This window comes from Duganella callida, assembly GCF_004614165.1.
GTDB lineage: Bacteria > Pseudomonadota > Gammaproteobacteria > Burkholderiales > Burkholderiaceae_D > Rugamonas > Rugamonas callida.
In genome coordinates, this window is the sequence record NZ_SPVG01000210.1 from 39,064 (window position 1) to 57,721 (window position 18,658).

The window sequence follows — 18,658 nt, forward strand, 5'->3', positions numbered from 1 at the left end:
ATGGCCAATGACTTCGCGCTGATGTTCGAGCGCCTGCAGCTGCCGCGCGATCTGCCGCGCGTCCACGCCGCGGTCGCGCCGCTCGCCCCCTTGCTGCAGGCGCTGCTGGGCGAAGCCGCGTGTAACGAGGATGGCCAGTTGTCGGTGATGGTCGGCAGCCGCGCGGGACAGGCGGTGCTGCTGGCGCCGTGCCGCGATCAGGCGCTGGAACTGCCGCTGCGCCTCGGCGAGAAAGTCCTCTGGCGCCAGAGCCTGCCGGCGATGCGGCTGACCGGCGGCGCGCAGGATGGCGTCGGCTCGGCGGCCGACGCGCTGGACCTGCTGGCGCGCTTGCGCGTGGCCATGCCCGGCCGCGCGCTGGTGCTGTCCGATGTCGAGGTAGACAGTCCGCTGTACCAGGCCGTGCTGCGCGCGCGCGAGGCCGGTTATGTGTTGACCCGCAACGCGCCCGATACGCATCTGTACCACCGCTTCGTCGACAGCTATGACGCCTTTTTCCAGCAGCGCAGCAGCAAGCAGCGCACCCAGCTGCGCAAGAAGGAAAAAGTGTTTGTCGAGCGCTACGGCCGGGAATATGCATTCCGCGAATATCGCCAGCCCGGCCAGGTGGCCGAGTTCCTGCGCGCGGCCAGGGCGATCAACCGCAAGACGTATCAGTTCCGCATGTTCGGCGAGCGCATCGACGATGACGAGGCCAGCATCGCCGCCGGACGCCGCGCGGCGGCGGCGGGACGTTTCCGTTCCTTCATCCTGTGGCACCGCGATCAGCCGCTGTGCTTCATCGTCGGCCACCAGCGCATCGACGGCACCTTCGAGCACCGCTGCACCGGCTTCGACCCCGAGCACCGCGACGCCGCGCCGGGCATCAACTGCAACATCCTGCTGCTGCAGCGGTTGTATGAGGAGGACCGGCCGCGCGTGCTCGATTTCGGCGGCGGCGATGCCGATTACAAGCGCCTGTTCGCCAACGAGTCGCGCCTGACGGCCGATCCGGTGCTGCTGCCGCGTCGGTGGCGCTTCCTGCTGGCGCGCAGCCTGTACGAACGCTCGGCGTGGGCAAACGAGAGCGCGGTGCGGGTGCTCAAACGCCTGGGCCTGCAGCAGGCGCTGAAACGCTGGCTGCGCGGCACGCCGCCATGAACCGCGCGTTCTCGATTTATCTGGACCTGCTGCGTTTCCTGGCGGCCTGTCTGGTGGTGATCTACCACTCGAACTCGCGCCTGCTGTCGGCCAGCGTGCTGCCGCTGTCCACCTATGGCCACGAGGCGGTGATCGTGTTCTTCGTGTTGTCGGGCTATGTGATCGCCTACGCCACCGATGCGCGCGAAAACAGCCCGGCCAGCTACTGGGCCAGCCGGCTGTCGCGCATCTGGTCGCTGGCGATTCCGGCCATCCTGCTGACGCCGCTGCTGGACATGGCGGGCGAGGCGCTGGCGCCCGCCGTGTACGAGGGCTACACCACCCACGATCATGCGGCGCTGCGCATGGCCACCAGCGCCCTGTTCCTGAATGAAGTGTGGACGGTGTCCATCATGTGCTTCTCCAACATCGCCTACTGGTCGCTGAATTACGAGGTCAGCTATTACCTGCTGTTTGCGCTGTATGCCTTCGGTGGCCGCCGGCGCTGGCTGTGGATGGCCCTGGCTGGTGCGCTGATCGGCCCCAAGATCCTGCTGCTGGCCCCGGTGTGGGTGCTCGGCGTGGCGGCCTACCGCTGGCGCGCACCGCAGCGCATGCCGGAATGGCTGGGATGGACCTGCGTGGCCGCTTCCTTGCTGCTGTTCGCCGCCATCGAAGCCAGCCGCCTGAGCGAGCTGCTGAGCGCGCAGGTGAGGGCGGCGCTGGGCGCGCACTGGTATCGCGAACTGAATTACTCCAGGTGGTTCCTCAGCGATTACCTGCTGGGGCTGAGCGTGTTCCTGCACTTCATCGGCGTGCGCCGTGTCGCGGACCGGCTGGCGCCGGCGCTGCTGGCGCTGGAGCGGCCGGTGCGCGCGCTGGCTGCTTATACCTTCTCGCTGTATATCCTGCATCAGCCGCTGCTGTATTTCTATACCGCGCTGATCGGCCTGCCGCCGTCCGATGCGCGCAAATATGTCGCCGTGATCGGCTGCGTGGCGCTCACCGTGTGGCTGATCGGCAGCCAGACCGAGCAGAAACGCCATCGGCTGCGCGCCTGGCTGGAGCGGGCCTTGCAGCGTCCCGCCATGCGTTACAGGAGTTCCTTATCATGAGCAAGGTGATGGCGCGGCTGGCGCGCGAGTTGCGCGGACGCGGACTGGTCGGTTTCACGCATTTTGTCGCGCGCCGTTTCGTGCAATGGCGCGCGGATGTGCTGTACGAACAGGACTTGCGCCTGCTGCCGGCGGCCGCTGCGCCCGTGCCGGCGCCGTCGGCGCGGGTGACGCTGATCGACCGCGGCAATTTCGGCAGCGAGGCCACCGCCGCGCTGGAACGGGCGGTGCTGGTGGGCGGCAATGTCGATTACGTCAGCGACCTGCGCGGTACCGGCCAGCTGTGGATCGCCACCGACGAGCATGGCGCGGTGGCCAGCTATGCCTTCGTGGTGTTCGCCTCGTTTTACAAGCACATCCTGCATGAGGATTCGGGCACGCCCATCATCTGCAATTGCGTGACCATGCCGGCCCACCGCGGCCAGGGCCTGTATCCGCGCCTGCTGCGCGAGAGTTGCCAGCGGCTGGCGGCGCAGGGCTTCGGCCGCGTCATCATCACGTGTGAGCCGGATAATCGGGCCTCGATTCGCGGCATCGAAAAGGCCGGATTCCAGCGCGTCAAGACGCTGTACAGCCTGATCCTGTTCACCCGCCTGATTGCGTTCCAGCGAGTGGCGTGGGCGCCGGGCCAGTCGCTGGCAGAAAACGCCGCGTTTCGCTGAACAGGCGCGGCTGCCGCTGCTGGCAGGCGTCGCGCTCGGCGGCGATGCGCCGGCGGTTCTGTTCGCCGTTGGCGTGGTCCAGCACATAGCCGAACCGTAGTCCCGGCTGCGGCTGCAGCGTCTGCCGCAGGACGATGTCGCCCAGCGCCTTCTTGAAGTGGCCGCCTTCCCAGTACCATTGCGTGACGCTGCGGCGGTCGTCCGGCGCCGGAATGGTTTCGCAGGCGTACACGCCGTAGCCGCTGAAGTCGTGCAGGGTGATGCGGGCGTCCGGGTGACGCCGCCGCGCCTGCTCGGCGGCGGCGATCAGCAGCGTCTTCCAACGTTCGAACGCGGGCCAGATGCCGGTTTCCTCCATCAGCAGCAGAATCTGCGCGTGATACGGATAGATCAGCAGGTGAATATCGGCGCCCGGCGCGGCGGCGGCGTCGAGGAAGGCGCCGACTTCGCGCCGCACCTCTGCTTCGTTCAGGCCGTCCATGGCCTTGCGCGTGAAACTGACGGCGTTTTCGCGCGCGCGCTGGGCGAACATCTGGTAATAGCCATCCGCGCGCGCGTATTTGACGTAGTCGCGCAGCGGGTTGTAGCCGCCGGCGCTGATGGTGGCGGCTTCCTCGTCATGTTGAATCGCCAGCGTGGTCAGCGCATCCTTCACCGAGCTGAGCGAAAATAAAGTCTGTACACGCCAGGACCAGTCCTGCACCGGGTGCGCCGCGACCGGCGGCGGCACGCTCTGCCGGTCCATGAAATCGAGAAATTCCATGCCCGCCACCACCGTCGCCGGCCGCACGCCGTGCGCGCGCAGATAGCGCAGCTGTTGCACCGCGACCCCGATGCCAGTGCCGGGAATCGCCAGGTTGTAGCCGGCGCCGCGCGCCGCCATGGCCGGCGTCGCCGGGTCGAAGCCGATGTCGGCACGCGAATTGCCGAAGATGAGTTGCGTGGCGCCGCTGTGCAGCGCCCGCGTCACCTTGATCTCGTCCTGGTAGCGCGTCAGCGCCGGCTTGACCTGGTTGAAGCCGGGACGGTCGATCAACCCGTACAGGCCGTACGGATCGACCAGCACCACCAGCGTCACACACAGCAGGCTGCCGAGCAACAAGGTTGCCAGGTTCCAGCGCAAATAGGTCGTCGGGCTCATTCAGAACTGGAAATAAAGGAAGTCGGTCGGCCGGCTCAGCGACAGCAGGCAGGCCAGCGCGCACAGGCCCATCAGCAGCGCCCACGCGCGTGTCGGCTGCCACACCAGCCGGCGCGCCAGCGCGCCGTGCGCCACCGCGGCGCCGGGTACGAAGTCGAAGGCCGGCTCGAAACGGCGGACGATTTCCTGGGTGTTGGGGCAGGCGAACGCCAGCAGCGCCGCCAGCAGCACCCAGCTCCAGGTTTCGATGAAGCGGGCGCCGCCGCCGGCAAAAAATCCCATGCCCAGCTGTTCCAGCCACAGGCGCGCCGGCCCCAGGCGGTTGCCGATGGCGTCCGGCAGCGCCAGGCCATGCAGGCCGCTCATGCCGCGCACGATGTCCAGCGCGGTTGCGGTATCGCTGGCGCGGAAAAACACCCAGGCGTAGCAGACGGCGACGAAGGTGAGGGCGGCGGCCAGCCAGCGCCACAGCCGCGCCTGCAGCGGGAAGCCGAGCCGCGTGGCCAGCGCCAGCCAGCCGTGGTTGACCGTCAGATACAGGCCATGCAGTCCGCCCCAGATTACGAAATTCCAGCCGGCGCCATGCCACAGCCCGCCCAGCAGCATGGTGGTCATCAGGTTGACATGGCGGCGCAGCGGTCCCTTGCGGTTGCCGCCCAGCGGCAGATACAGGTAATCGCGCAGAAAGCGGGACAGCGTCATGTGCCAGCGGCGCCAGAAATCGATGATGTTGGCCGCCTTGTACGGCGAATTGAAGTTCAGCGGCAGGCGCACGCCAAACAGGCGCGACAGGCCGATCGCCATGTCCGAGTAACCGGAAAAATCGAAATACAGCTGAAAGGCATAGGCCAGCACGCCGCCCCAGGCCGGCAGCAGCGAGGGCGCGTCCGGCGCGGCGAACAGCGGCGAGGCGTAGGCTGCCAGGTTATCGGCCAACAGCACCTTTTTCGCCAGGCCGATCAAGAAGATGGCCGAGCCGACCGCGAAATTTTCCGCCAGCGGGGCATAGGTCCGGCGGGCGGCGAATTGCGGCATCATTTCCTTGTGATGCAACACCGGGCCGGCGATCAGGTGCGGGAAATAGGTGACGAACAACAGGTAGTGGATAAAGCGGCTTTCCCGCACCTTGCCCTGGTAGGAGTCGACCAGGAAGGCGATCTGCGTAAACGTGTAAAAGGAGATGCCGATCGGCAACACCACATGCAGCAGCGGCAAAGGTCGGCCGCTGAGCGCGGCGGCGCTGGCCAGGAAAAAGTCGGCATACTTCATATAAGCCAGTAACAGCAGATTGACGGCGATGGCGCCCGTCAGCCAACGCTTGCGGACCGGCTGCGGCGCGGCGCGGCAGCGCAGGCCGCAGACATAATTAAATCCCACCGAAGCCAGCAGCAGCGGAATATAGCGGTAATCCCACCAGCCGTAAAACACCAGCGACGCCAGCGCCAGCCATGCCGCCGCCCACGCCTGCGAACGCCGCGCCAGCGCAAAGAACAGCAGCAGCGTGACCGGCAGGTAGCCCAGCAGGAAAGGGAATGAGTTGAACAGCATGAGCGCGGCGGGTATGCAGTCGAGAGACCTGCCGAGAATAGCATTCAATTAACTTTTCGTTTGGGATTTAGTGGCGAGCTGTAGTATTTCGACAACGAAAAAAAATTTCAATTTAGTAACAACTACCGGTTTCCCTGTGGAGAATATAAAGTGTTCTATTGGCAACAAATTAGAGCATTGCATATCGGCGTGTAATGAGATATTTTTGAGTCTGCAAGATGAAAGAAAAACAATTCTATTGGCAGGGACATACCGTTATGAGCAGCGTGCATGAAGTTGCGGTGGTAGCAACCTGTAGGAGACATACTCCAGGCCCGTTCGCCCGGCGTCACCGATGGCGGACCTGCCGAGTTACTGTGCCGTCCGGCTGATCACAGGGCAAGGCCGCGCGGCAGACGATCTGCCGGTAAATAATCCAGACCGTGGAAGGTACCCGCCAGGGCGGGGGGGCACACGCGCTTATATGGCGGCAGAAATGAGGGACTGGCGTCCACAGTCCCGGCGGTAGTCATAAAAAATTCCCGAGCGCGCGCCGCCTGCGGCGTGCTCTCGGCCACAACGAAAAAAAAACGGGGTCTGCAATGTTTAAGATTGCGAATCATTACGTGTCCAAAGTGGTGGTCTTGCTGCTGTTCCTGGAGTTCTTCATCCTCATCGGCGCGTTCTACGCCGGCGCCGATCTGACCTTCTTCGATCGCGGCACCTTGATCCTGCCGGAGCCGGCGCGCTTGCTGGCGTCGTCGCTGGTATTTGCCGGCATCATCGTGTTCAGCATGAGCGCGCTGGGCATGTACCAACTCGATTTTGAAGTCGACAAACGCATGCCGGTGCTGCTGTGGCTGCTGCCATCGTTCTTCATGGGCTTCTGCCTGATCATGCTGGCCTGCTTCCTGGCGCCGACGCTGTACATCGATCGCAGCACGCTGCCGCTGGTGTTCGCGTTTTCCGCCGGCGGCATCGTGCTGGCGCGTGCCACCTTCCTGCGCACGTCGCAATCGCCGTTGCTGGAGTCGCGCATCCTGGTGATGGGCACCGGCCAGCTGGCGGCCAAGTGCGGCGAACTGGCGCAGAGCGGCAGCGGCTACCGCAAATACAAGGTGGTCGGCTATTTGCCGATGGCGTCCGAAGAGGTGTGCGTGCCGGCCAACCGCGTGATCGAGCTCGCGCCCGGCCAGACCTTGCTGCAGCTGGCGCAGAACCTGCGCGTCAGCGAGATCGTGGTGTCGGTACAGAACCGCCGCGGCGGCGTGCTGCCGATCCGCGAACTGCTGGAGTTCAAGCTGCACGGCCTGAAGGTGACGGATACCTCCGATTTCTTCGAGCGCGAAACCTGCCAGATCCGGGTCGAGTCGGTGCAGCCCAGCTGGCTGGTGTTCAACCGCGGCTTCGATCAGGGCATGCTGCGCCGCCTGATGAAGCGCGGCTTCGACCTGACCGTCAGCGCCGTGATCATGGTGCTGACCCTGCCGCTGATGCTGGTGACGGCATTGTGCGTGGCGGCCGAGGATGGCGGTCCGGTGTTTTACCAGCAGGAGCGGGTGGGCAAGAACGGCGTCACCTTCAAGGTGCTGAAGTTCCGCAGCATGGGCATCGCCGCCGAGCAGGCCGGCAAGCCGCAGTGGGCCCAGGCCAACGATCCGCGCATCACCCGCGTGGGCAATGTCATCCGCAAGCTGCGGATCGACGAGCTGCCGCAGCTGCTGAACGTGTTCAAGGGCGAGATGAGCTTTGTCGGCCCGCGTCCGGAACGGCCGTACTTCGTCGAGCAGCTGAACCAGGAGGTACCGTACTACAACGCACGCCACAGCATCAAGCCGGGCATCACCGGCTGGGCGCAGGTGCGTTACGGCTATGGCGCCTCGGTGGAGGACGCGGTACAGAAGCTGCAATACGATCTGTACTACGTCAAGAACAACAGCCTGTTCCTCGATTTCCTGATACTCATCGACACCCTGAAAGTGGTGATGTTCCGGGGCGGCCGATGACGCCGCGCAGTCGATGCCGGAGCTGAAGCCGGAAAAGGCGTGCACATGCTGAACAATGTCGCAGCCGTGAGTTATGGGATCGCCACGCTGGCCTTCCTGCTGTTGTGCGTCTTGCTGTTGACCAGCTGGCGCGGCCGTGCCCACGGTCTGCCGCTGGCCTTGGCGTGCGCCGCCACCGTGCTGTGGAGCGCGGCCAGCGTCTGGTATGCCGGCACCCGCGCGCAGCCGCTGCTGCTGGCGCTGCTGGAAACCGTGCGTAACGGCGCCTGGTCGGCTTTTCTGCTGATGCTGCTCGGCCATCTGAAACGCGAACGCGGACTGCGCCCGCTGCCCTGGCTGGTGGGCGCCGTGCACGCGCTGTTCCTTGTCATCCTCGTGCTCGATACGCTCGGGGTACCGCCGTTCGACGCCATCGGCCTGCTGGCGCTGGTCACCACGCGCGTCGGCCTGGCGGTGCTGGGCATGCTGCTGGTCGAGCAACTGTACCGCAACAAGCCGCTGCACGAGCGCTGGGCCATCAAGTTCGCCTGCCTCGGCATCGGCGGCATGTTCGTGTTCGATTTTTACCTGTACAGCCACGCGCTGCTGTTCCGCGGCATGGATCCCGAGATCTGGGCCGCGCGCGGCCTGGTCAACGCGCTGACGGTGCCGCTGATTGCGGTGTCGGCCGCGCGCAGCGCCTCATGGTCGTCGGAAATCGCGGTGTCGCGCCGGGTGCTGTTCCATTCGGCCGCGCTGCTGGGTTCGGCCGCGTATCTGCTGCTGATGGGGTCGGCAGGCTACTACCTGCGCTACTTCGGCGGCGAATGGGGCATGGTGATGCAGGTGGCTTTCCTGTCGGCCGCCACCGCGCTGCTGGCCGGCATCCTGTTTTCCGGCACCGTGCGCGCCTGGCTCAAGGTTTTCATCAGCAAGCATTTTTACAGCTATAACTACGACTATCGCGAAGAATGGCTGCGCTTTACGCGCACGCTGTCGATGGAAGGCCCGAACCTGGGCGAGCGCAGCATCCAGGCCGTGGCCGAGCTGGTGGAAAGCCCCGGCGGCGCGCTGTGGATACGGCGCGAATCGGGCCTGTGCGAGCCGGCCGCGCACTGGCACATTCCGCCGCCCAGTTTCAGCGAGCCGGCCAATTCACCGTTCAGCCTCTACCTGGAAAGCAAGCAGTGGGTGATCGACCTGGCCGAATACGCCGACAAGCCCGAACTGTACGGCAATGTCGAGATGCCCGAATCATTGCGCCACTTCGCGCGCGGGCGCCTGATCGTGCCGCTGATTTTGCAGGGGCGTCTGTTCGGCTTCGTGATGCTGATCCAGCCGCGCAGCAGGATCGTGCTCAACTGGGAAGTGATCGACCTGCTGAAAATCGCCGGCAGCCAGGCCGCCAGCTACCTGGCGCAACAGGAGGCGGCCAATGCGCTGATGTTCGCGCGCCAGTTCGAATCGTTCAACCGCATGTCGACCTTCGTGGTGCATGACCTGAAGAACCTGGTGTCGCAGCTGTCGCTGCTGAGCCTGAACGCGGAAAAGCACCGCGACAATCCCGAGTTCCAGCGCGACATGGTGGAAACCGTCGGCTACTCGGTGCAAAAGATGAAGCTGCTGCTGCAAAAGCTGGGCCGGGTGCCGGCCGCCGAACGGCCGCTGCCGCTGGCCATCGACCAGGTGGTGCAGCAGGCGGTGGCGCTGAAGGCCGCGTTCGAGCCGCGCCCGATACTGGACATCGCCGAGCCGGGGCTGACCGTGCTGGCCGACCGCGAGCGCCTCGAACGTGTGCTCGGCCACCTGATCCAGAACGCCATCGAAGCCACGCCGAAAGACGGCCAGGTGCGGATCCGGCTGCATGCCGAAGCGGACGCGGTGCTGGTCGAAATCAGCGACACCGGTCAGGGCATGAGCGAGGAATTTATGCGCGAGCGTCTGTTCAAGCCGTTCGATTCCACCAAGTCGGCCGGCATGGGCATAGGCGCGTTCGAGAGCCGCCAGTACATCCACGAGCTGGGCGGCCGGCTCGATGTCAGCAGCCGGCCGCTGGCCGGCACCACCTTCCGCGTCATACTGCCGCTACACCGGCAGATGATGCAAACCGTAGATCAGGCCGCATGACGGACCAAGGAAAGCTGTGACCCCAAGCAAACCGAAATTGTTGATTGTTGAGGATGACCCCGGCCTGCAAAAGCAGCTGCGCTGGAGTTTCGACGCGTATGACGTGGTGGTGGCGGGCGACCGCGACGCCGCGCTGGCGCAGCTGCGCCGCCACGAGCCGGCGGTGGTGACCTGCGACCTCGGCCTGCCGCCCGATCCGGACGGCGCCACCGAGGGCCTGGCCACGCTGCAACAGATTCTCAGCCTGGCGCCGGACACCAAGGTGATCGTCCTGACCGGCAACCAGGACCATCGTCATGCGCTGCAGGCGATTGCGCTGGGCGCTTACGATTTCCATCAGAAGCCGGCCGATCCGGAAGTGCTGAACCTGGTGATCCAGCGCGCGTTGTTCCTGCATGGCTTGCAACAGGAAAACCGCCGCATGCAGCTGAGCCACGGCGAATCGCCGCTGGCCGGCCTGCTGACGCGCGATCCCGGCATGCAGAAGCTGTGCCGCAGCGTGGAAAAGGTGGCGCCGACCTCGGCCTCCGTGATGCTGCTGGGCGAGAGCGGCACCGGCAAGGAAGTGCTGGCGCGCGCATTGCACCAGCTCAGTCCGCGCGCCGGTCAGCGTTTCATGGCCATCAACTGCGCCGCGATTCCCGACACCCTGCTCGAAAGCGAACTGTTCGGCTACGAAAAGGGCGCCTTCACCGGCGCCGCCAAGCAGACCAAGGGCAAGGTCGAACTGGCCCACGGCGGCACCTTCTTCCTCGACGAGGTCGGCGATCTGCCGATGGCCTTGCAGGCCAAGCTGCTGCGCTTTTTGCAGGAGCGCGTGATCGAGCGGGTCGGCGGCCACGAGGAAATTCCGGTCGATGTGCGCATCGTCTGCGCCACGCACCAGAATCTGAAGGAGCTGGCCAACAGCGGCCGCTTCCGCGAGGACTTGTATTACCGGCTGTCCGAGATCGTCATCAACATCCCGCCACTGCGCCAGCGCGTAGGCGATGCGGCGCTGCTGGCGCACCACTTCAAGAACAAATTCTGCGCCCAGGAAAACCGGCCGCCGCTGCAGTTCAGCCAGGATGCGCTGGCGCTGATCGAGGCCCATCCGTGGCCGGGCAATGTGCGCGAAATGGAAAACTGCATCAAGCGCGCGGTGATCATGGCTGACGCCAACCAGATCGTGGCGGAAGACCTGGGCCTGGCTACCGACGGCTTGCCGGAGGAACCGTTCAATCTGCGCCAGGTGCGCGACGATGCCGAGTGCAAGGCCATCGTCAAGGCGCTGGCGCGGGTCGAAGGCAACATCGTGCGCGCCGCCGAACTGCTGGGCATCAGCCGCCCGACCCTGTACGACCTGATGGCGCGGCACGCGTTAAAACCGGCTGACTGATTGCTCATGGCTGACTTTCACCATTTCGATCCGACACCGTGCCATTTTCCCATCCCCGGCGCGCCGGTGCTGCCGGCCTGGCGCGGGGCCGATCTGCATTGGTCGCCGGCTGGCGAATCGGAGCTGCTCGACGGTCCCGGCGTACGTCACTACAGCCGTGGACGCTACGCGCTGCATGCGGCGCTGGAGGCGTCCGGCGTGGGGCAGGGCGCTGTCCTGCTGGCGCCAGCCTATCATTGCCTGACCATGGTCGATCCGGCGCTGGCGCTGGGCGCCGGCTTCCGGTGTTACGGCACGGATGAGCATCTGGTGCCGGACCTGGCGCAGGTGCGCGCGCTGCTGGACGCCGCCGACGGCGCGGTGAAGGCGGTGCTGGTGCCGCATTATTTCGGCATCGAACAACCGCCCGCCGTGATGGCGCAGCTATTGGCGCTGTGCCGCTCGCACGGCGCCACGCTGATTGAGGATTGTTCGCACGCCTGGCAGGTGGCGGCGCGGCGCGTGCGCGCGGGCGTGGCCGACGGTGTGCTGCTGGTCGGCAGTCCGTACAAATTCTTTGCGTGCGAAGATGGCGGCATCTTGTGGGGACCGCCGGCGCGGCTGGCGGGGCTGGCGCCACGCGCCTTGCCGTGGAGAGATGAGCTGCGCGGGCTGCGCGACGCCTGGGTCCGCAACCGGGCCGCGCATCGTGCGCCAGTGGCCGTGTACGGTGCTGCCAAGGCCATGACTGGCAAAGCCACGGCTGTGGGCGGCGACGCGACAGGCGGGGGCCGAGGTGTGCACAGCGTCGAGCGACGGCAGCGGCCGTCGGCGCAGTATCGGCCGGAGTTGGAAGGCGTCGGCGGGTTGCGGCTGTCGCGCTGGATCATGCGCCGCACCGACGTCGAACAGGTGGCACAGGCACGCCGCCAGCATTATCGGCAATGGCTGCAGGCGGTGCAGCACCTGGCCGCTGCGCGCGCGCCGCACCCCACGCTGGCGGACGATTGCGCGCCTTACATGTTTCCCTTGCTGCTGGCCGATCCGGAACCGCAGTTTTATGCGCTGAAACGCGCGGGTGTACCGGTCTGGCGCTGGGACAACATGGCGCTGTCCGACTGCCCGGTCGGCGCCCGCTATCGCCTGAGCCTGCTGCATCTGCCGTGTCACCAGGGTTTAAGCGCGGAGCAGATGACATGGCTGACTTCGACTGTTGCGCGGGTGCTGTCGTGAGCGTTGCGCATCAAGTACAGGTACTGGCGTCGGCGGCGTTGCTGCCGGCCGACGTGCGCGCCTTCCTCGACCGCGCCGAGCAGGACAACGTCGAATTCGGCTCGGCCTGGTACGACAATCTGTGCCAGACGGTGTTCAGCGGCGATGCCGGCGTGCGCTTTTACGTACTGCGTACCGACAGCACGGTGCGCGCGGTGCTGCCGCTGCTGGCGCGCCGTGCGCCGGGCGGCTGGCAGTTGTACAGCCTCAGCAACTTCTACACGACGCTGTATCAGCCGGTGATGGACCCGACGCTGCAAGCCGCGGACCTGCTGCCGCTGCTGCATACCCTGCGGCGCGAGTTTCCCTGGCTGGGCAGTTTCAACCTGTCGCCAATGGATCTCGACGGCCATCCATACCGCATCTTGCTGGGCGCGCTGCGCCTGGCCGGTTGGCTGCCCTATGAATTTTTCTGCCACGGCAACTGGTACCATCTGGCCGAGCCGAGCTGGGCGGAATATCTGGCCGCGCGCTCGGGTTCGCTGCGCAGCACGGTCAAGCGCATGGGCAAGAAATTCGCGGCCGACGGCGGCGTGCTGGAACTGGTGACGGCGGGCCCGACGCTGGAGCAGGCGATTCAGGCCTACCAGCAGGTCTACGCCGGCAGCTGGAAACGGCCGGAGCCGTATGCCGGCTTCATGCCGGGCCTGATCCGCAGTTGTGCGCGTCAGGGGCAGTTGCGGCTGGGGCTGGCGCGGCTGAAGGGCGTGCCGGTGGCGGCGCAGGTGTGGATCGTGGCGCACGGCCGGGCGGCGATCTACAAGGTCGCGTATCACGAAGACTACAAACAGTATGCGGCCGGCACGCTGGTGACCGCGCTGCTGATGGAACAGGTGATCGATGTCGATCGCGTCAAGGAAATCGACTATCTGATCGGCGATGATGCGTACAAGAAGACCTGGATGGCGCACCGTCGCGAACGCTGGGGCATCATTGCCTACAATCCGCGCTCGCCGCGCGGCCTGATCGGGCTGGCGCGCGAGATTGCGGCGCGTAATGCCAAGCTGTGGTTGCAGCGCTGGCGCAGCTGGCGACAGACGGTCACCGTTCCCACCACCAAGCAAGGGTTGAAGCAATGAATCTGAAACGGCTGGTCCTGCATGCGATGAAATTCTGTGGCCTGTTCGCGCTCGGACGGGTGATGACGCGCGACGCTCACCGCATCCTGTGCTACCACGGCGGCAGCATTGGCGACGAACACCTGTTCAATCCCAAGCTGTTCTGTACCACCCATCATCTGGCCCGGCGCCTGGATTGGCTGCAGCGCAAGGGTTTCGTGCCGAGCTCGCTGGATGCGATCGTCACGCCGCCAGGCACACGCGTTGCCGGGATTCCGGTCACGATCACGCTGGACGACGGCTGGTATTCGAGCGGCGCCAGGCTGATTCCGCTGATGCAGCAATACCGCCACACGCCGGTGCTATACCTGGTCACCAAGATGTTCAGCGAGGGCGTGCCGGTGGCCGACGTCAGCCTGCGCTACGCGGTGTGGAAGGCGCCGGTGGCGCCGGTGCACCTGCAAGGCTTCAGCAGCGAGCTGGACGGCGATTACGATCTGCGCACGGCCGATGGCAAGCGCCGGCTGGCAGACGCCGGCGACCGCTGGCTGAAGGCATCCGCGCCCGCGCCGGCGCAGCTGCCGGCCGAAATCGAACGCTTTGCCGCCGCTATCGGCGTCCCGCGCAAGCAGCTGGACCTGGCATCGCGCCGGTTCCACCTGATGCGTCCCGAGGAACTGATGGCGGTGCGCGAATACGGCATGGCGGTGGAGTCGCACGGTCACGCGCATTGCTACCAGCCGGGCGATGCCGTACGCAATGCGGCCGACATCGCGCTGTGTCATGACCACGTGCTGGCGCTCGGCCTGCCCGCGCCGCGCCATTACTGCTATCCGAGCGGGGAATACGATGGCGCGGCGCACGAGACGCTGCGCCGGGCCGGCCTCAGCTCCGCGACCACCTGCAAGCCCGGCCTGGTGCGCACGGTGGACGAGCGCAGCCGCTATTACCTGCCGCGCTTCCTGGATGGCGGCGATGTCGCCATGATCGAATTCGAGGCGGAAATGAGCGGGGTGCTGGAGTGGCTGCGGGCGCTGCGCCGTCGCGGCGCGCGCGCAACCGCCCCGGCCCCCGCGATCGCCTGAGCGCGGGAGCGGCTCAGGCCGGCTGCCGCCAGGTGCGCTCCTGGCCCCCGCGGCGCTCGAGGAAATACGCGGCCTGGAAGGCGAAGCCCAGCTTCTCGATGACGTGGCGCGACGGGCCGTTGTCGGCCAGTACCATGATGTAGGCATATTGCGTGGCCGGACTGGCGAAGGCGTCGCGCAGCATGCGGCTCAGCGTCAGGCGGTAGTAGCCGCGGCCGCGCCAGTCGGGATGCGAATAAAAATCGTACAGCGTGACGCTGCCTTCCGGCAGCTCGATCTGCTGCTTGACTTCCGTCATATAGGACGCGCTCTGGCGCGACATCCAGCCGCTGTGCGCCAGCTGGCCGTCGACGCAAATGGTGTAGGCCTGGGTGCCGGCTTCCAGCCGCTCCAGCGCGCTCGACAGATAGGCGTCGCGCGATTGCCAGCTCTCTCCCGGTTCGAAACAGAGCAGATCGTCGATGGCGTTGACGCGCACCTGGCCATCCGCCGCCAGGGCATCGACCAGGCTGCGCTCGGCACGGTAGACCCGGTATTCGCGCGTGAAGTCGCGCCGGCTTTGCAGCTTGCGGCGGATGCTGCCCACATTGATGCGGCTTAGCCGGTCGCGCCAGGCGCGCACCTGCGCCGGCGTGATGCCGACCTGACCCAAGCCCGCTTTCAAACGGGCCGCGATGACCTGCTTCGCCACCGCGCTGCGGCGCGCGCCGGCCTGACGGTACAGCATCAGGTCGAACACTTCGTCATGGCTGTTGGCGAAGCGCTCTTTCCAGGCGTCGCCACCTGGCGTCAGGTCCAGCATTTCGACGCCTTGCCGGACCAGATAGTCCGACAGCTGCATCAGGTGCAGCTTGCCGGGCGAGTGTTCGGCCAGGAAGGGCGAGGAAATCAGCATGCCGAGGTGCACCGTCTTGCCGCTCAGCGTGCCCCAGAAGGCGGCGATCGGCTGCTGATCCAGATAGCTGGCGGTGACGCACAACTGGTCGCCGGCCAGCGCGAACTGCGCCAGATGAAAGGCGCGCTTGTGCGGATCCTCGCGGAAAGGCGCGGTCTGGTTGATGGCGGACTGGCGGAAATCGTAATAGCGTATCAGCTCGTCGAAAATCCGCTCCAGCTCGGCGATGTCGGTGATGCGCCGGAAGCTCAGCTCGCCCAATTTTTTCAGGCGGTTGAAGCGGCTTTTGTTGCTTTTCTTGGCGGCCGAGGCGGCGATTTCGGCGGCATCGAGCCGCATCAGCGGGCGCGGGCAGCCGCGCGCCAGCACGCGATCGGCGCCGATGGCGTCCCGCAGCAGGGCCGCCGCGCGCGCGCTGCGCAGGTATTTGAAGCGCAGGGAGACGAAGGACAGGCGCGCGCACAGGCAGCGCCAGGCGGCGGCGACGAATCCGGCTTCCAGTTCCGGCAGGCACAGCCAGCCGTGATATTCGGCCTGATGCTGACCCGCATGGACCAGTGCGCCGTCGCCGTCATGCGCCAGCGGCCACAGCGCGGCCAGTGTGCCGTCCGCCGCGCGTTGCAGCAGCAGCACCGGGCGCCAGTCGGCGGCGTAGCTGCGGTACCAGGCAAGGGCAAATCCCGGCGTCTGAAAACCGCTGGCCTCGGGCACGCGCGCGTGCAGTTGCCGCCATTCCGCGCGGAAGCCGGCATCTTCCAGCAGCGCGGCGGCCGCGGTTCCTTCCAGATAGTCGATGGGCATCATGGTCATTCCCGAAATCATGTATCGGCCGCGGCTTCCACGTGCAGCCGCCGGCGCTGGCGCGACCGCCGCGGCGACGCGGCCATCGCACGTTGCGGTCGCAGGCTGGCGGCGTACAGCACCATGAAGAACACCAGCGTCAGGCGCGGCACGTCGAACAGGCTGTCGAACAGGCCGACCAGCAGAAAACCCGCCATGGCGGCCAGCGCGATCGTCGCGGTGCTGTCGCCATTCAGGCCGCGCATGGCGAGGCTGGCGAAGCTGGCCGATAACAACAGTCCCAGGGCTGCGGCGCCGACCGCGCCCAACTCGAAATAGCTGTTGACATAGAAATTCTTGATGTGCCAGGGGAAGTGGTTCCGGTCGCTGCTGAAGAACCAGTGATTGCTGGTGGCCGAGAAGCCACCGTTACTGAGCAGTTCCGCGCCGCTGTCGAGGTCGCGCAGGCTGAGGTTGTCGACGTCGGCGTAGCCCTGTTTGCCATCGACCGCCATTTCGAACTGGGTCGGCGTGGCGGCCGGCCAGATCTGGCCATTCAGCGCCACCTCGTAATGCTGCCACTGGCCATCGGGCGCGCGCAGTTTGAGTTTTGGGTAGGCGCAGTTTTCGGGGTACAGCAGCCAGCGCGCGCAGACGCCGGCAAAGAAAACGGCGTCGGCGCTGCTGCGCCGCAGGTCGAAGCTGAGGCTGTAACGGCCGCCGGTGCGCGCCGGCACATGCTGCAACATGCGCAGCACTTCGCCGTAGCCCGCTTCGTAGCGCGCCGTGCCCAGCCGCAGGTAGCGCCCGTGTTCGGTTTGCTCGTCCTGATAGCTGTAGCTGCCGGGGATTTCGCCATGCAGGTTTTTCCAGAAATAGGTGCGCGGGTAGGCGCCCAGACCCATGCCGAAGGCGGTGGTGGCCAGGTCGGGCTGCATCATCAGCACCGCTTCATTCCAGTGGCGCAGGCGCACGCCGGCGTCCGCGCCGACGGTGGCGAAGCGCTCGGTGAAGTAGTAGCTGCTGGTGATCGGAATCAGCATCGCCAGCACGATGCCGCTGAACAGGGCGGCGGTCGTGGTCTGGCGATCCAGGCGCAGCAGCGGACCGGCGCCGCCGCGGTTGAGCAGCACCAGGCCGGCGGCGATGGCGACCAGCAGCACGCTGTCCGGCGCCGCCCGCACGCCGCCCCAGTGGACCGCCACCAGCACCGCGCTCAAACCCAGCGACGGTGCCGCGGCCATCGCCAGCGCCATGCCGCGCGAACGCAGCGCCGGGACGGCGCTGAACAGCAGGACGGCGCCGAGGCCAGATAGCGTGGCGGACAGCCCGAACGCCAGGTAGGCGCCCTTGACCACACCGCCATACGTCAGCGCCAGATCGATGCCGCAAAGCAGCACCGTGAAACCGATCACGGCGGCGGACAGTCTCGGCCGTTCCGGCGTGCCGGCCAGCACCAGCGCGGCCGCCAGCACGATCAGCGCCGCCGCCAGGCCACGGTAGCCGCCGGTGGCAAACACGCGGTATAGCGCAAAGCTGATCACGGTCAGCACCACGGCCGCGCCCAGTACCGTGCGCCAGTTGATCCTGTCGCCGCGCAGCCGATGGCCGAAGGACAGCAGCGCCACCACGGCCAGCGCGCCGCCATAGGCCAGATAGATGTCGCGCGAGAACAGGGCGAAGCCGGCGAAGCTGCCCAGGGCCAGCAATAGCAGTCCCGACACCAGCCGCGTGCGCGCGCGATGCTGGTCGGCATGGCTGCGGGCGTCGTGCAGCCAGAACAGGACGAACGGCAGGCTGATGGCGAGGTAGGCGTCCAGCGCGGCGCCGCCGGTGTGCATGGCGGAAAATGGCGCGGTCGGGCGGTAGTCGGCGGAAAAGTTCAGCAGGCCGGGGAAGGTGTTGCGTTCCCACAGCACGGCCAGGCAGGTGCCCGCCAGCCCGATCAGCATGCCCGGCACGAAGTAGCGCATCAGCCAGTCGGGATCGCGGGCGGCGCTGCGACGCATCAGCGGCAGCAGGACGAGCGCCCACAGATAGCCCTTGGCGGTGCGCAGGCTGTTGTAAGGGCTGTTGTAGTTGGTGAAGGCGTTGGCGTCCAGCGGCGGCAGCGGCTGCAGGCCGATCCACGTGCTGATGGCGACGCACAGCATCAGCAGCACCAGCAGGCCACGCTGCCACGGCGGCAGCGCCAGCAGCGGCGGCCGGGTGTCGAGCCGCCAGTAGCCGACGGCCGCGCACAGCAGCAGCAGCAGGTCCAGGTCTTCCAGAAAGATCGAACCGGTCCAGGGCGCGAAGTCCAGCAGCGGCAGCAGCGCCGGCGCCAGCAGCAGCCACAGGCCGGGGCGGTACAGCAATACGGCGCCGACCGCCAGCAGCAGCCCGGCCAGCAGACGCTTGTCGGCCGGATAGACGGCGGCGGCGCCGACCAGCAGGGCGGTCAGCAGCAGCGCCAGCAGTTTGCTGAACAGCCGGGCCATCATTGCTGCCGGGTGGCGGCGGGCGTGTCGGCGGCCTTGCGCGCGGCCGGCGCCG

At 66.4% G+C, this 18,658-nt stretch carries 12 protein-coding genes and 1 pseudogene; 9 read left to right on the forward strand and 4 right to left on the reverse strand.

The genetic code is table 11. The features are described 5' to 3' along the window. From E4L98_RS21155 to E4L98_RS21165, 3 genes are read left to right on the forward strand one after another with little or no spacing between them, the layout of a single operon-like run. Window positions 1-1,140, forward strand: coding sequence for a GNAT family N-acetyltransferase (locus E4L98_RS21155; protein ID WP_135203522.1), 1,140 nt, complete (start codon window positions 1-3; stop codon window positions 1,138-1,140). After that, on the forward strand, window positions 1,137-2,234 hold the full coding sequence (locus E4L98_RS21160; protein ID WP_135203523.1) for an acyltransferase family protein: 1,098 nt from the start codon (window positions 1,137-1,139) through the stop codon (window positions 2,232-2,234). The genes E4L98_RS21155 and E4L98_RS21160 overlap by 4 nt, the downstream gene beginning before the upstream one ends. Then, the gene (locus E4L98_RS21165; protein WP_135203524.1) at window positions 2,231-2,896 is read left to right on the forward strand and encodes a GNAT family N-acetyltransferase; all 666 of its coding nucleotides are present in this window, start codon (window positions 2,231-2,233) and stop codon (window positions 2,894-2,896) included. The genes E4L98_RS21160 and E4L98_RS21165 overlap by 4 nt, the downstream gene beginning before the upstream one ends. On the opposite strand, the gene E4L98_RS21170 is transcribed toward E4L98_RS21165, so the two are convergent. Together E4L98_RS21170 and E4L98_RS21175 are read right to left on the reverse strand one after the other, a co-directional pair. Continuing rightward, window positions 2,820-4,037, reverse strand: a complete 1,218-nt coding sequence (locus E4L98_RS21170; protein WP_135203525.1) for a hypothetical protein — start codon at window positions 4,035-4,037, stop codon at window positions 2,820-2,822. The two genes, E4L98_RS21165 and E4L98_RS21170, sit on opposite strands and share 77 nt — an antisense overlap. Then, window positions 4,038-5,585, reverse strand: coding sequence for an MBOAT family O-acyltransferase (locus tag E4L98_RS21175; protein WP_135203526.1), 1,548 nt, complete (start codon window positions 5,583-5,585; stop codon window positions 4,038-4,040). Window positions 5,586-6,166: 581 nt separating this feature from the next. Here E4L98_RS21175 and E4L98_RS21180 point away from each other — a divergent pair. The 6 genes from E4L98_RS21180 to E4L98_RS21205 are packed head-to-tail and all read left to right on the forward strand — an operon-like array spanning window position 6,167 to window position 14,448. Next, entirely contained in the window at window positions 6,167-7,570 is a 1,404-nt protein-coding gene (locus E4L98_RS21180; RefSeq protein WP_135203527.1) for a TIGR03013 family XrtA/PEP-CTERM system glycosyltransferase, read from the forward strand. A gap of 45 nt (window positions 7,571-7,615) precedes the next feature. Further along, window positions 7,616-9,676 (forward strand): XrtA/PEP-CTERM system histidine kinase PrsK, encoded by a 2,061-nt coding sequence (gene prsK / locus E4L98_RS21185; RefSeq protein ID WP_135203528.1) that lies wholly within the window; start codon window positions 7,616-7,618, stop codon window positions 9,674-9,676. Between the two features lie 16 nt (window positions 9,677-9,692). Beyond that, complete coding sequence (gene prsR, locus E4L98_RS21190) at window positions 9,693-11,054, forward strand: PEP-CTERM-box response regulator transcription factor (protein WP_135203529.1); 1,362 nt, start codon at window positions 9,693-9,695, stop codon at window positions 11,052-11,054. Window positions 11,055-11,060: 6 nt separating this feature from the next. Further along, the gene (locus tag E4L98_RS21195) at window positions 11,061-12,266 is read left to right on the forward strand and encodes a DegT/DnrJ/EryC1/StrS family aminotransferase (RefSeq protein WP_135203530.1); all 1,206 of its coding nucleotides are present in this window, start codon (window positions 11,061-11,063) and stop codon (window positions 12,264-12,266) included. Next, a complete protein-coding gene (locus E4L98_RS21200) occupies window positions 12,263-13,384 on the forward strand; it encodes a GNAT family N-acetyltransferase (RefSeq protein WP_167761402.1) in 1,122 nt (373 codons plus the stop codon). The genes E4L98_RS21195 and E4L98_RS21200 overlap by 4 nt, the downstream gene beginning before the upstream one ends. Further along, a complete protein-coding gene (locus E4L98_RS21205) occupies window positions 13,381-14,448 on the forward strand; it encodes a polysaccharide deacetylase family protein (protein ID WP_135203532.1) in 1,068 nt (355 codons plus the stop codon). Before E4L98_RS21200 ends, E4L98_RS21205 begins: the two co-directional genes overlap by 4 nt. Window positions 14,449-14,461: 13 nt before the next feature. On the opposite strand, the gene E4L98_RS21210 is transcribed toward E4L98_RS21205, so the two are convergent. Together E4L98_RS21210 and E4L98_RS21215 are read right to left on the reverse strand one after the other, a co-directional pair. Then, complete coding sequence (locus tag E4L98_RS21210; protein ID WP_167761403.1) at window positions 14,462-16,147, reverse strand: GNAT family N-acetyltransferase; 1,686 nt, start codon at window positions 16,145-16,147, stop codon at window positions 14,462-14,464. A 14-nt stretch (window positions 16,148-16,161) separates the two neighbouring features. Then, a pseudogene (locus E4L98_RS21215) lies at window positions 16,162-18,658 on the reverse strand (hypothetical protein); the annotation flags it as partial.

Coding starts and splice junctions, on each gene's coding strand:
- E4L98_RS21165 (WP_135203524.1), top strand. CDS start 2,231: ATGAGCAAGGTGATGGCGCGGCTGGCGCGCGAGTTGCGCGGACGCGGA.
- E4L98_RS21180 (WP_135203527.1), top strand. CDS start 6,167: ATGTTTAAGATTGCGAATCATTACGTGTCCAAAGTGGTGGTCTTGCTG.
- E4L98_RS21205 (WP_135203532.1), top strand. CDS start 13,381: ATGAATCTGAAACGGCTGGTCCTGCATGCGATGAAATTCTGTGGCCTG.
- E4L98_RS21155 (WP_135203522.1), top strand. CDS start 1: ATGGCCAATGACTTCGCGCTGATGTTCGAGCGCCTGCAGCTGCCGCGC.
- E4L98_RS21195 (WP_135203530.1), top strand. CDS start 11,061: ATGGCTGACTTTCACCATTTCGATCCGACACCGTGCCATTTTCCCATC.
- E4L98_RS21175 (WP_135203526.1), bottom strand. CDS start 5,585: ATGCTGTTCAACTCATTCCCTTTCCTGCTGGGCTACCTGCCGGTCACG.
- prsK (WP_135203528.1), top strand. CDS start 7,616: ATGCTGAACAATGTCGCAGCCGTGAGTTATGGGATCGCCACGCTGGCC.
- E4L98_RS21210 (WP_167761403.1), bottom strand. CDS start 16,147: ATGATGCCCATCGACTATCTGGAAGGAACCGCGGCCGCCGCGCTGCTG.
- E4L98_RS21170 (WP_135203525.1), bottom strand. CDS start 4,037: ATGAGCCCGACGACCTATTTGCGCTGGAACCTGGCAACCTTGTTGCTC.
- E4L98_RS21160 (WP_135203523.1), top strand. CDS start 1,137: ATGAACCGCGCGTTCTCGATTTATCTGGACCTGCTGCGTTTCCTGGCG.